We start from the raw sequence: 13,886 nt of genomic DNA, 5'->3' as shown, positions 1-13,886 counted from the left end.
TACATAATTTCTATATAAAGGCTAAATATAATTAATACGAAATAAAAATCAAAGTTGACAATTTTGATGGGAATTAATATAATTGGAACTATATTAAAATGGAAAGAGGTTAAGCTAATGAAGAAAAAATTAATGTTATTATTTCTAACAATAAGTATTTTAATGATGGTATTAGTTGGTTGTAGCAATAATAGTAATAACATTCAAAAAAATAGCACTAATAAAGAAAAGATAACAGTAGCAACTTCAGGAACATATTATCCATTTACTTTTCTAGAGGGTGGAGAACTTAAGGGGTTTGAAGTTGATGTATGGAATGAAATAGGAAAGAGATTAGGGTATGATGTTGAGTTTAAAACAGCTTCTTTCAGCGGATTATTTGGAATGCTTGAAAGTGGAAAGGTTAATACAATAGCTAATCAAATAACTGTAACTCCAGAAAGAGAAGAAAAGTATTATTTCTCAGAGCCATATGTATATAGTGGGGCTCAAATAATAGTTAAAAAAGGCAATGATTCAATTAAATCCTTTGACGATTTAAAGGGCAAAAAGGTTGGAGTTGACCTTGGAAGTAACTATGAGAAAATAGTTAAAGATAAAGATGAAAATAATGAGATAAAAATATTAACTTATCAAAATACAGATGCTGCTTTCAATGAACTTTTACTTGGAAGAATAGATGCTGTAGTAATAGATAGGGTTTCAGCTATAGCTGCCATAAAAGAAAAAGATTTAAATTTACAACTAGCTGGAGAACCAATAGATAAAATAGAAAATGCCTATCCTTTTGTTAAGGATGAAAAAGGCAAAGATTTATCAGAAAATGTTAATAAAGCTTTAGATGAAATGAAGAAAGATGGAACTCTTAAATCTATTTCTGAAAAATGGCTAGGAATGAATGTAAGTGTTCCTAATAACCAAGAAAATAGTAATAATATTATAGATAATAATAAAAATAATAGTATAGGTTTTGATTTTATGTATTCATTAGATTTAATACCTATGTTATTAAAGGCTATTAACGTAACAATATCTTTATCAGTATTCGGTATGATATTAGGATTAATAGTTGGTATAGCTCTTGCTATGATAAGGGTTTACAAAATTCCTGTACTAAAGCAAATAGCTGAGGTTTACATATCATTCTTTAGAGGAACACCTCTTTTAGTACAATTATTTTTACTTTATTTTGGTGTGCCACAGGTAATACCTTCACTTCAAAATATGAGTGCATTTACTGCAGCATTAATAGGTTTAGGACTTAATGCATCAGCTTACATAGCAGAAATATTAAGATCATCAATAGATGCCATAGATAAAGGGCAAATGGAAGCATGTCTATCATTAGGTATGACAAGGGCTCAAGCTTTAAAAAGAGTAGTTTTACCACAAGCATTTAGAATAGCAATACCTCCTTTAGGTAATATATTTGTAGATACAGTAAAAGGATCTTCATTAGCATTTACTTTAGGAGTTGTAGAATTATTAGCTAAGGCTCAAATGGAGGCGGCAGCTAGTTATAAATTCTTTGAAAGTTATGTGGTAGTTGCAATCATGTACTGGATAATCATAGGCTTCTTTAATTACCTACAAAAGATTTTAGAGAAAAAACTTTCAGTTTATTAAGAGGGGAGGAGAGAAGTCATGATAAAGGTTAAAAATCTTAAAAAGAGTTATAAAAATTTAGAAGTTTTAAAAGATGTTAACATGGAAGTTAAACAAGGTGAGGTAGTTGTTATAATAGGACCTTCAGGTTCAGGTAAGTCAACTTTCCTAAGATGTTTAAATTATTTAGAATCACCAGATAAGGGAGAAATCCAAGTTGGTCATGTGAAAGTAAATGCTGAAAAAATAAGTAAAAAAGAAATTAATGACTTAAGAAAACAATCAGCAATGGTATTTCAGCATTATAATTTATTCAACAACAAAACAGTTCTACAAAATGTTACGGAAGCATTGATTGTAGTAGAAAAAATGGATAAGAAAAAGGCAGAAGAAATTGCCTTAGAAAATTTAAAGAAGGTAGGTATGGTTGATAAAAAGGATAATTATCCAAATACCTTATCAGGAGGACAAAAACAAAGGGTTAGTATAGCGAGAGCTATGGCTATAAATCCCAATGTTACCCTTTTTGATGAACCTACATCAGCCTTAGATCCAGAATTGGTAGCAGAAGTATTAGCTGTTATAAAAGATTTAGCTAAGGAACATAAAACAATGATAATAGTTACCCATGAAATGAGTTTTGCAAGGGATGTAGCAGATAGAGTTGTATTTATGGATGGAGGAATAGTTTTAGAAGAAGGTACTCCAGAGGAAATTTTTAAAAATCCTAAAAATGAAAGAACAAAACAGTTTCTTGAAAGATTTATAGTTAATTAAAAAAACTATAGTGGTATAAGTTAATTTTCTATACCACTATAGTTTTTTATTTTATTTCTTTAAATAATTCAAATGCTTTACTTTTAGCTTCTTCTAATATCTCATTACCTTCTGATGTAATACTATAATATTTTCTTATCTTACCATCTATTAATCTATCTTTTCTTAGTAGTAAGCCATCTCTCTCCATATTATGAAGTATTGGATATAAAGTTCCTGGACTCATAGAATATCCATGTTCCCTAAGTTCTTCAATCATTTTTGATCCGAAAAAAGGTTCAACTTTTGCATGGTGTAATATATGGATATGTATAAAACCTAAAAATAATTTTCTTAAAACTTTTTCTTGCATGGGGTCATCTCCTATAACAAATAAATATATATATATATAAATACGATATCGAAAATAGATTACTGTTAATGCTTTCTATTATATTATACTCCTTAATTCTTTCAAATCAAAAGATTAATATATGGTATTATGCTTAAAATTTAATGTAAAATGGTCTTGTAGTTTAATTAGATTATATAAAGTTAACTATAAGGAGTATTTGTTATAAATAGTTAAAATATTGATTAAAAGGTAGGGTTATACTAGGGAAAATAATGAAATTAGGAAATAAAAATTATTTAATTTTAAGTATGTATAGAAGCTTTTTTAGAGAAATTTTTTATATAAAGTTTTTAAATAAAAAAAGAATGCATAAGCATTCTTTTTTATTGTTTCTTATTCATTATAGCATTTCTTATTTTTTTGAATTGTGGGAAAGCTTTTTTATAAAGTGTGTATATTCCATTATCAACAACAATATCAAACTCTCCTATAAATTCTACGAAGTTTCCGTTAAATCCTTTTTTGAATTTATAAAGTCCATATAATGGATTTTCAGGATTTAAGTCTCCAGAAACACCTCTAAAGTCATATACATCACAACCTAGATCAATAGAGTCACAAATCATTGACCATTGCATAGCAAAGTTAGGCATTGTATCTCTTAATATATTTTCTGAAGCTCCGTAAAGATACCATGCTTTGTTTCCGTAGTATAAGTATATTGATCCTGAAAGATATATTTCTTGACCTTTGAAAGGTTCTATATCAGATATTTTCTTTTTAAATCCTTCTATTTGTCTTTCAGCTTCTTTAAGTCTCTTATCTTGGTCATTTAATTTCTTTTCAATTCTTGATTTCTTATCTTCATCAGTTTCAGCATCAAGCTTTACTTTAAGTTCTTCTATTTTGTTAATAGCCTTAGTTTTAGCTTCTTCTTGCTTGTTTAATTTTTCTGATAATCTGTTGAAGTCATTTTCGTAGCTATACTTAACCATGTATAATCTACAATGTGGATATAAGTAATCTATCATGTCCTTAAAATATTCTCTATGTCTTACTAAGAAGTTATCTCTCTTACCAGTTGTAACCATGATTTCATGGAATCTGTCTAATACATCTTCATTTAAAGTTTCTTTATCATAAACTTCAACTGATAATCCTCTTTCCTCAGCAACTTTTATATTATATCTAGTTTTACTAGAGAATTTTTTAAATACAGCCTTCTTAATATCCATTTTATTCCCTTCAGTTGGAAGTGGAAGTCTAAATACAAAGTTTGGTTGTATAGCTTCAAAGTTTTTACTATCTGTGTTTTTGTAACCTAAACTCTTAAGGAAGTTCTTTATTTCAGTACCTTCTGAAAGAGCCTCTTCATTTTCTTTTAAATGGATATCTGGATCTATTGTTATAAAGCTTATATTATTCTTTTTAGCAAACTCTCTTAGATATTCAGTAAATTCTATTAGTAATTTTTTATTGTTGTAGTCACATGTAAAACTTCTTGGAATATATCCCATATATTTATTTATGTATGGTGCTTTTCTTAAAAGTATAGTAGCTGTGATAACCATATTATTATCATTATCATATCCTGCTATAAATTTCTTCTTCCAATCTTTTTTTAATTCAGCCCAATAAGATGTTTGGAATATGTGACCCTTTCTATCAGATTCATTAAATTTATCAATTTCTGATGAATTTATTTCTACAAATTTATACAATTTAGTTTCCTCCTTAAACTTCATCAGTTCTAAACATATATATACATTAAGACATAATAAGTATATTGTAATATGAAATAATTTTCTGTTCAAGTGTAACATTGCTATTATACAGGAATATTAGGGCTTTATGTAAGCTTTGTAAAAAATAAAGATGCCATATCAAAAGCTAATAATAAAACTTACAAATGTATCAGGAAATTACTAGAGATTTCTTAATACTATTTGCAAGTTTTATTAAAAGTTATTTTGATATAACATCTTTTTTAAGCTTGTGAACTCTTGGTTTCTAAACTTTCTAAAAGATTTTTATTTAAAAACATTATTAAATAAGATACTATGCTTGCCATAAAAATTACTGTTGTTCCAGGACTAATTTCAAATAGCATAAGTGAAAATAAAAATATAACTATATTTCCAATAGAAACTACTGGTTTAGTAAAAGTTAAAATTACACTAGCTCTTAAAATATCCATTGAACTCATAGAAAATCTTGATATTAATACAAAAATATATGTTGTAGTTAATAGTGTTAAGACCATTAATACTATAAATACGCAAGTAAGTGGTAAACTATAGTAAACAGTTGAAAATATTCTTAAGTTAAAGCTTAAAAGGAATATTAAAAATAATTCTCCACACCACATTAAGGTAGATTGTTTCCAATTATATTTTAAACCCTTAAGAAAGTCACTAAATAAATCTAAATCTTTGTATTTCACTAATTTTCTCATGCAGTAAAGCAGTGCTGTAAAACTTGCTCCAAAAGGAATTAGAGAAACTAAAAATAAAGGTAAATATGTTGTTATATTACTAAGTCCTACAAATAAGAAGAACAAGATTACAGGTATATTTAATATAGAGAAAAATATATTAAGCATAAAAAACCAAAAGATATAATTAAAAAAAGTAAGTAGTTTTTCAAGATTAAAAAATTCACTCATTTTTATCACTCCATAAAATAATGTAATGGTTTAACTAATTTGTAATTATAGTTTAAGATAAGTAGAGGGTAAAAACAATTTAAATATGCATGAATTTTAAATGAAACCATAAAAAATACATAAAAACAATAAAATATCATAATTTGATAAGCTTTTCAGATAGGTTAGAATATGATTTAATAAAAATTGACTAAGGTAATGTGGGTGAAGAGGGGAATTAAATGAAGTTTAGTAAGTCAAATCTTTATAAGAGACTGTTTATAACATATACAATAGTTATATTATCCGTAGTTAGTATTTTATGCATTTACTTTTTAAGTAAAACTTCTGAAGAGATTAAGAGAAATAATCTTTATTTAAATGATAAAATACTTCAAGATGTAAATGAAACCCTAGAGTATAATAGCAGCACATCGAGAAGAATAATGAATATGCTCTATGAAGATGACTTTAGGTTAAATGATGTTATAAAGTATTTAAATTCAGATTTAGTTGATTATATAAAAGGCAAATTAGATTACTATAGTGCAAGTGATAAACTTTATTATAATGGTATAGAAAGTTTTGTTAAGAGTTCATTTCAATTAAACAACTTTTTAAAAAGTATATCCTTTATAAGTTATTCTAGAAATGAAATATCAGTTTTTAATAGAAAGGGAGAAATAAAGACATATCCTTTTAATTCAAATGAATTATTAGACAAAAAGGATATTGAATATGCAATCTACAATAAAAATGAGATTAGTATAATAAATGAAATAAGAGATGCAGCTTCTTTAAAGCCAGAAGGAATGCTTATGACTACTTACGATGTAGGGGTAATTAGTGATGTTATAAAAAAATATAAGGATACAAATTCAGAGGTTCTTATATTAAATAAAGAAGGAATGGTTTTATATGACTCAGAAAATAAATATGATTATGAGTATTATCCATACTTTGATAAGCTTAAAGTAGGGCGTCATGAGATTTTATTAGAAGATAGTTATTATGTAGATATATTACCAGATAACAATGGATTAATGTCTGTAGTAAGAATAAAAGTAAGCAATGCTACTAAAGTACCTCTTCTTTTTAAAGTTTCAGCATTCTTAGTTAGTTTATTCTTATTTATAATTGCAGAGTGTGTTCTTTATATAAAATTTAAAAATTTAAGTAGTAGAATGGATTCCCTTGTTTTAGCCATGGAAAAGGTTGAAAAAGGAGATATAGATGTTCATATTCCTTTAAGTAAGGATAGAGATGAAATAACATTTATTGCAGATAATTTTAATAAAATGTGTGAAAAGTTAAATGATCATATAAGGAAGAGCTACTTAGCAGAATTACGTCAAAGAGAGGCTGAAATTGTAGCCCTTCAAAATCAAATTAATCCACATTTTCTTTATAATACACTAGAGTCAATAAGGATGAAGGCAATATGTAATGGAGATAAAGAAGTAGGAAAAATGCTTTATAGCTTAGCATTTTTATTTAGAAGCCAAGTAAAAGGAAATCTTATAGTTTCAATAGATCAGGAAATAAAATACTGTAATAAATATTTAGAGTTATTTAAGTTTAGATATGATGAGAAATTTAAGTTCAAAATAGAATGTGAAGAGGATTTATATGATAAGGGAATTGTTAAATTTACTCTTCAACCTTTAATTGAAAACTATTTTGTTCATGGTATAAGGTTAGAAAGAGATGATAATGAATTAAAGATATATATCTATAAACATTTAGAAGATATAGTTGTGGAAGTAATAGACAATGGTAGGGGAATTCCTAAGGAGAAATTAGATGATATAAATAGAAGAATTAGGGAATGTGATCATTCTGGTAAATCAATAGGGATGCTAAATGTTCATGAAAGGATTAAAATTAAATATGGGGAACCTTATGGGTTAACTGTTACTAGTGAGGAGAATAAGGGAACTAATATGATTTTAAAATTCCCGCTTAGAGAGGTGGAGTAGTAATATGTACAAGGTTATGCTAGCTGATGATGAAAATTTAATTTTACAAGGACTTGAGAATATAATTGAATGGGAAGAACTAGGGTTAGAAATTGTAAATAAGGCAAGTAATGGTCAAGAAGCCATAGATAAATTTAAGGAAAATCCAGTTGATATAGTGGTAACTGATATTAATATGCCACAGGTTACTGGATTGGAGTTATTAAAGGAATTAAAGAAAATTAATTCTGATGTTAAGTTTATAATATTAAGTGGATATGATGATTTTTCTTATGCTAAGAAAGCAATAGAATTAGGTGTTGAAAACTATATATTAAAGCCTATAGATGAAGAAGAATTAGAAAAAACTTTAAAAAATACAATAAATAAAATAAAACAAGAAAAAGAAGAAAATAAATCAAGTTTAGGAAAACATAATATTCTTATTAAACTTATAAAGGGTAAATTGGCTCAAGGTGAAATAGAGGAAAACAAAGAAGGATTTTATATGAATTTAAATTCAGAAAGATATTCTCTATGTATTATAAACACTAGAAGTAGATATGATAGTGAGGAAATGTTACATAATATAGTTAATGTAATAAAGGAAAACACTCAAAATAACTTTGAGATAATATATACTTTAGATGAAGAACTTATTTTAATAAATTCTTGGGATGAAGCCTTAAGTAAAAAAGAGATTAAAAAATATTATGATAAGTTAAAAGAACAAATAATAAATGAATATGGAATAGATGTATTTTTAAGTGTTGGAGAACCTGTTTGTGATCTTTATAAAATTAGTTCAAGTTATAAGGAAGCAAATAATTTAAAAAAATATGTTCTTACCTTAGGATATAATAAGTGTATAACAACAGAGGATGTTAAGGATATAAATGAGAAGAATATAAACTTTAGTGAGGTTTTAGATAAATTAAATAAAAGAATAATTGCTAAAGATATAGAAGGGGCAGAAAAAATCATTGAGGAAACTGTTGAGGATAAAAAGTTAAATCCAAGAAATATATATGATTTATCTGTAAAAATACTATTTTTATTAGATGGTATTGTGGAAGAATTTAAAGTTGAAAAACAATATACAGGAAATAGCTTAGGAGAGGAAATAGTTGCTCTTTGTAGTGAAGATACAAGGGAAGATATTAAAACCTTATTATGTAGTGAAATTAGGGAAGTTATAGAACTTATGCACCCAACAACTATAAAATATAGCCCTGTAATTCAACAAATTATAAGTTATGTAAATGAAAACTATTATGAAGAGGTAAGTCTTAAGACTTTAGCTCAAAAATATCATATAAATACTTCTTATTTAGGTCAAGTATTTACTAAAGAAGTTGGATGTTCATTTTCTGAGTATTTAAATAAAACTAAAAATATGAAAGCTAAAGAGCTTATATTAAATACAAATATGAAGATAAATGATATAGCTAAAAAGGTAGGGTATTTAGATACTAGTTATTTCTATAGAAAGTTTAAAAAGTACTATGGAGTTTGTCCATCAACCTTAAGAAATATAAAAAATTACTAATTATAAAGCTATGGAATATTAAGCTGTATTCAAAGATAAATTTTGAGTACAGCTTTTTTTATGAAACTTTGTTAAAAAAATAATATTTAAAACAAGAATTAAGCAAATAATAATAAAGCGTAATATAATATTTAATTATAACTCTCCTTAAGTTTTATATATTGTGTGATAAAAATCACATTTTCCAAAGTTTTGGAATGATAAAATTTAAACAATTGAAGGAAGTTATTATATTAATAATTATTTTAGGTAAATGTTGATTTCTAGCTATATATTTAGAAATCAACAATAGTTTAAAAATAGACTTTTTTATTAAATTTAAAAGGTAGGTGCTTTAGAGTATGTATAAATTAGGAATAATAACTAGCAGTGATAAAGGATATTCAGGAGAAAGAAAGGATGAAAGTGGATTAGTAATAGCTCATATTGCAAAGGAAAAAGGATTTAAGGTAGAAAAGTATATAGTATTACCAGATGAAAGAGAAATGCTTAGAGATGAGATGATTAATATGGCCGATAATCTAGGGGTTGATCTTATACTTACAACTGGTGGTACTGGATTTAGTAAAAGAGATGTTACTCCAGAGGCAACTAAGGATGTTATAGAAAAGGAAGCCTTAGGAATACCAGAAGCTATAAGAAGTTATAGTATGACAATAACTAAAAGAGCTATGCTTTCTAGGGCTACAGCTGGTATAAGAAAAGATACTCTTATTGTTAATATGCCTGGAAGTCCAAAAGCTTGTAGAGAAGTTATGGATTATATTTTAGAGGATTTAAAACATGGAATAGATATTCTGAAGGGAGATGCTAGAGAATGCGCAAGAAAATAAGCCTACCTATAATAATGGCAATAGGAATGTTATCATTATTATTTGTAGGATGCACTAATAATAAGGAAGAGAAAACTTTAACAGTTAGCATTGCTGCAAGTCTTCAAAAGCCTATGGAAAAAATTGCTTCTAATTTTGAAAAGGAAAATGGAGTAAAAATTCAATATAATGTAGGTGGATCAGGAACCTTAAAAAAACAAATTAGTGATGGGGCTGATGTAGATTTATTCTTCTCAGCAAATACTAAATATGCCAAAGAACTTATAGATGAAGGCCTTGTAAATAAGGATGAATCCTATAAGATTTTAAATAACCAATTAGTTTTAATTGAAAACAATGATTATAATAAACCTATAAATTCTTTAGAAGACTTAAAAAATGTAGAGGGTAAAATTGCAATTGGTGAAATATCAACAGTTCCAGCAGGACAGTATGCTAAAGAAAGTTTAGAAAAAGTAGGAGCTTATAAGGATATTGAGGATAAATTAGTTTTTGCTAGAAGTGTAACAAATGTTAAGACATATGTTGAAAATGGGGAAGCTAATTTAGGGTTTGTGTATAAGACAGACGCTTTAGATTTAAAAAATAGTAAAATAGTTTATGAGGTACCTAATGATTATCATAAACCTATAGAATATGAATTATGTTTATTAAAAAATAGTAAAAATAATAAAGAAGCAAAGAAGCTTATTGAGTACCTAAAAGGTGAAGAAAGCAAAAAGATATTTAGTGAGTATGGTTTTGAGGTGAACTAAAAAATGATATGGGAAGCCTTATTAATATCCTTAAAAGTTGTATTAGTATCAGTGTTTTTAAGCTGTGTTTTAGGAATATTACTTGGCTATTTTATGGTGGAAAAAAATTTTAAGTTTAAATACATTATTGAAACAATAATAATATTTCCTATGTTTTTACCTCCTTCTGCTGTAGGATATTTAATTCTTTTAATATTAGGCAAGAAGGGAGTAATAGGTGAATTTCTATATAATAATTTTGATATGAGTATTATATTTACTTGGATAGGTGCCGTTATAGTAGGGATAGTTGTTTCAATACCTATTATGTATCAGAGTTTAAAGACATCCTTACTTAGTGTTAATGAGGATGTGAAAAATGCTGCTAGGGAAATGGGCGCAATAAACTTTAAACTTTATAGGCTTATAAGTTTACCTCTTTCTAAAAAAGGATTATATACAGGTATTGTACTTAGTATAGCTAGAGTTTTTGGAGAATTTGGAGCTACTATTTTAGTTGCTGGGAATATTCAAGGTAAAACTCAAACAATACCTATGGCTATGTATTATGCTATTGAGAATGGTGATTCAGGTTTAGCAAATAAGATATTAATACTTATAGTTTTAATATCGGTGATTTTAACTTTTTCTTATAATAAAATAATTAAGAGAATAAAATAGAATTTTTAAAGTTTAGAGAAGAGGAGAGAGTAACATATATGGATAATAAACTTACTCATTTCGATAATAAAGGAAATGCAGTTATGGTAGATGTAAGCAATAAAAATGAAACTGAAAGAATAGCTATTGCAACAGGAACTGTAAAGGCATCAAGTGAAACTATAGAATTAATAAAATCTGGTCAAATAGGAAAGGGAGATGTTTTAGGGGTTGCTAGAGTTGCAGGTATAATGGCAATGAAAAATACTAGCAATTTAATACCTATGTGTCATCCTGTTATGATTACAGGATCTAGTATTGATTTTGAAATTGATTCTGAAAAAAATGAAATAAGGATAACAGCTACTTCAAAGGTAGTTCATAAAACAGGAGTTGAAATGGAGGCTCTTACAGGAGTATCTATTGCAGCCCTTACTATTTATGATATGTGTAAAGCCGTAGATAAAAGAATGGTTATAGGAGATATACACCTAGTAAAAAAACTAGGTGGAAAAAGTGGAGAGTTTAATTTTTAAATTATTCATGTGAAAAAGTGAGTTAGAGTTTAGCCTCTAACTCTTTTTTATTATAAAAATAAGTATATAAATTATATATTTTATGGACTTTCTATTGTTATTAAACTTTTTTAATATTTGTAATTGAAATTTATACAGTAAAACTAAATATTTTCAACTTTTCCCAAAACACATAAAATGATAATATTTTATTGTAAGAAACGTTTACAACAAAAGGGGGAAGAAGTGTGAAGAGTAAAGCTAAAAAGCTTCCAAAAGAGAAGCTTACAATGAAAGATAGAATGAAACGTTTTAAAAACAATAAAGAATTATTACTACTTACTATACCAGGGGCAATATGGTTTTTAGTATTTGCTTACTTACCAATGTTTGGAGTAATTGTAGCATTCAAAAGATGGAGAATCCATGGAGGCTTCTTTGAAAGTTTAATGAATAGTAAATGGGTTGGGTTTGATAACTTCAAATTCCTATTCCAAAGTAGTGATGCTTGGCTAATAACTAAAAATACAGTTTTATACAATATTGTATTTATAATTTTAGGAATAGTACTTCCAGTAACATTAGCAATTTTATTAAATGAATTATTAAATAAAAAGTTAGCTAAGTTCTATCAAAGTAGTATGTTCTTACCTTATTTCTTATCATGGGTTGTTGTAAGTTATTGTTTATATGCATTCTTAAGCCCAGAAAAAGGATATGTTAATGGTATTTTACAATCTATGGGTGGAAAGGGAATTTCATGGTATACAGAGCCAAAATATTGGCCATTTATCATAATTTTCATGAGTCAATGGAAAGCAGTTGGATACGGAACAGTTGTTTATTTAGCTTCTATATGTGGTATAGATAAGAGTTACTATGAAGCAGCAATGATAGATGGAGCAAGTAAGTTCCAACAAATAAAATATATAACAGTTCCATTATTAAAACCTGTAATGATCATAATGTTCATAACTTCAATTGGTGGTATGTTCAGAGGAGACTTAGGTCTATTCTATCAATTACCAAAGGATTCAGGTGCTTTATATCCAGTAACAAACGTAATCGATACTTATGTATATAGAGGTCTTATGAACTTAGGAGATATTGGTATGAGTTCTGCAGCAAGTTTATATCAATCATTTGTAGGATTAATACTTATAGTAACTTCTAACGCTATAGTAAGAAAAGTAGATGAAGAAAACGCATTCTTCTAAAAAAGGTGGTGTAATGTGTGTTAGAAACTATTAAACAAAAAAGACTTCAGAAAAAAGCTGAACCAAAAGAAGAAGTAAACAAGTTTAATGCTGTCTCAAAAAAGAGTAACTTTTTATTAAATGTTTTATTCGCAATATTAGCTTTCTTAGCAATAATGCCCTTCGTATTTGTTATAGCTATATCATTAACAAATGAGCAATCATTACAATTAAATGGATATAGATTCATACCAGAAGAGTGGAGCTTAGAAGCTTATAAATATATATTCTCATCTGGTAGCCAGATTTTAACATCATATGGGGTTACAATTACTGTTACAATTGTAGGTACTTTAATTGGACTAGCTATAATGTCAATGTATGGATATGCTTTATCAAGAAAGAGCTTTGCTTACAGAAAGTTCTTTACTAAAGTAATATTTGTACCAATGTTATTCTCAGGTGGTATGGTTGCTTCATACCTAGTAGTTACAAGATTTTTAGGATTAAAGAATACAATATGGGCTCTTATACTTCCAATGTGTGTAAGTTCATTCCATATAATTATTTTAAGAACATTCTTTAAGACATCAGTACCAGACGCTATTATAGAATCAGCTAAAATAGATGGAGCATCAGAGTGGAGATTATTCTTAAGAATAGTATTACCAATCTCTCTTCCTGGTATAGCAACAATAGGATTATTCTTAACTTTAGGATACTGGAATGACTGGTTCAACGCTATGTTATATATTGATGAACCAAACTTAATACCATTACAGTACTTATTAATAAGACTTGAAAACTCAATGGAGTTCTTAGCAAATAACGCAACATCACTTGGTGCAAATGCTATAGAAGCTACTAAGAGTATGCCAAAGGATACTGCTAAGATGGCTATAGTTGTTATTTCAACTTTACCAATTATATTTGCTTATCCATTCTTCCAAAGATACTTTGTAAATGGATTAACAATTGGAGCAGTTAAAGAGTAATTAAATAGAATAATATGACTGTGTCAAGGCACTTAAATAAAACTTATAAATATATTTCGAGAATTACTGGACTTAGCTAAGAATTT

The 13,886-nt window shown here is 27.3% G+C and carries 13 protein-coding genes; 10 read left to right on the top strand and 3 right to left on the bottom strand.

Annotated features, from left to right (window positions below):
* The first annotated feature begins 117 nt into the window (after positions 1-117).
* Both CPF_RS11450 and CPF_RS11445 read left to right on the top strand, forming a co-directional pair.
* Positions 118-1,626, top strand: coding sequence for an ABC transporter permease subunit (locus CPF_RS11450; protein WP_003455090.1), 1,509 nt, complete (start codon positions 118-120; stop codon positions 1,624-1,626).
* An 18-nt stretch (positions 1,627-1,644) separates the two neighbouring features.
* Positions 1,645-2,382, top strand: coding sequence for an amino acid ABC transporter ATP-binding protein (locus tag CPF_RS11445; RefSeq protein WP_003451387.1), 738 nt, complete (start codon positions 1,645-1,647; stop codon positions 2,380-2,382).
* A 46-nt stretch (positions 2,383-2,428) separates the two neighbouring features.
* On the opposite strand, the gene CPF_RS11440 is transcribed toward CPF_RS11445, so the two are convergent.
* The 3 genes from CPF_RS11440 to CPF_RS11430 all read right to left on the bottom strand — a co-directional run bounded on the left by CPF_RS11440 (position 2,429) and on the right by CPF_RS11430 (position 5,381).
* Positions 2,429-2,734: a PadR family transcriptional regulator gene (locus CPF_RS11440; RefSeq protein ID WP_003451687.1), complete on the bottom strand. Its 306-nt coding sequence runs from the start codon at positions 2,732-2,734 to the stop codon at positions 2,429-2,431.
* A 365-nt stretch (positions 2,735-3,099) separates the two neighbouring features.
* Complete coding sequence (locus tag CPF_RS11435; protein WP_003471016.1) at positions 3,100-4,437, bottom strand: lipid II:glycine glycyltransferase FemX; 1,338 nt, start codon at positions 4,435-4,437, stop codon at positions 3,100-3,102.
* Between the two features lie 266 nt (positions 4,438-4,703).
* Entirely contained in the window at positions 4,704-5,381 is a 678-nt protein-coding gene (locus CPF_RS11430; RefSeq protein WP_003471057.1) for a DUF624 domain-containing protein, read from the bottom strand.
* A gap of 221 nt (positions 5,382-5,602) precedes the next feature.
* On the opposite strand from CPF_RS11430, the gene CPF_RS11425 reads away from it, so the two are divergent.
* The 8 genes from CPF_RS11425 (at position 5,603) to CPF_RS11390 (ending at position 13,800) form a co-directional block, all read left to right on the top strand.
* On the top strand, positions 5,603-7,339 hold the full coding sequence (locus CPF_RS11425) for a sensor histidine kinase (RefSeq protein WP_003451463.1): 1,737 nt from the start codon (positions 5,603-5,605) through the stop codon (positions 7,337-7,339).
* Positions 7,340-7,343: 4 nt separating this feature from the next.
* Positions 7,344-8,867 (top strand): response regulator transcription factor, encoded by a 1,524-nt coding sequence (locus CPF_RS11420; RefSeq protein ID WP_003451481.1) that lies wholly within the window; start codon positions 7,344-7,346, stop codon positions 8,865-8,867.
* A gap of 341 nt (positions 8,868-9,208) precedes the next feature.
* On the top strand, positions 9,209-9,700 hold the full coding sequence (locus CPF_RS11415) for a MogA/MoaB family molybdenum cofactor biosynthesis protein (RefSeq protein ID WP_003478551.1): 492 nt from the start codon (positions 9,209-9,211) through the stop codon (positions 9,698-9,700).
* On the top strand, positions 9,685-10,455 hold the full coding sequence (gene modA / locus CPF_RS11410; protein WP_003478550.1) for a molybdate ABC transporter substrate-binding protein: 771 nt from the start codon (positions 9,685-9,687) through the stop codon (positions 10,453-10,455). The genes CPF_RS11415 and modA overlap by 16 nt, the downstream gene beginning before the upstream one ends.
* 3 nt (positions 10,456-10,458) lie before the next feature.
* Positions 10,459-11,115, top strand: a complete 657-nt coding sequence (gene modB / locus CPF_RS11405) for a molybdate ABC transporter permease subunit (protein ID WP_003455194.1) — start codon at positions 10,459-10,461, stop codon at positions 11,113-11,115.
* Between the two features lie 38 nt (positions 11,116-11,153).
* The gene (gene moaC, locus CPF_RS11400; protein WP_003470675.1) at positions 11,154-11,630 is read left to right on the top strand and encodes a cyclic pyranopterin monophosphate synthase MoaC; all 477 of its coding nucleotides are present in this window, start codon (positions 11,154-11,156) and stop codon (positions 11,628-11,630) included.
* 227 nt (positions 11,631-11,857) lie between these two features.
* On the top strand, positions 11,858-12,826 hold the full coding sequence (locus CPF_RS11395; RefSeq protein ID WP_003454996.1) for an ABC transporter permease: 969 nt from the start codon (positions 11,858-11,860) through the stop codon (positions 12,824-12,826).
* A 17-nt stretch (positions 12,827-12,843) separates the two neighbouring features.
* Complete coding sequence (locus CPF_RS11390) at positions 12,844-13,800, top strand: carbohydrate ABC transporter permease (protein WP_003451608.1); 957 nt, start codon at positions 12,844-12,846, stop codon at positions 13,798-13,800.
* Positions 13,801-13,886 lie beyond the last annotated feature (86 nt).

The organism is Clostridium perfringens ATCC 13124 (assembly GCF_000013285.1).
Classification (GTDB): domain Bacteria; phylum Bacillota; class Clostridia; order Clostridiales; family Clostridiaceae; genus Sarcina; species Sarcina perfringens.
Note: the sequence above shows the minus strand (reverse complement) of the source record. Positions and strands in the feature narration are given on the sequence as shown.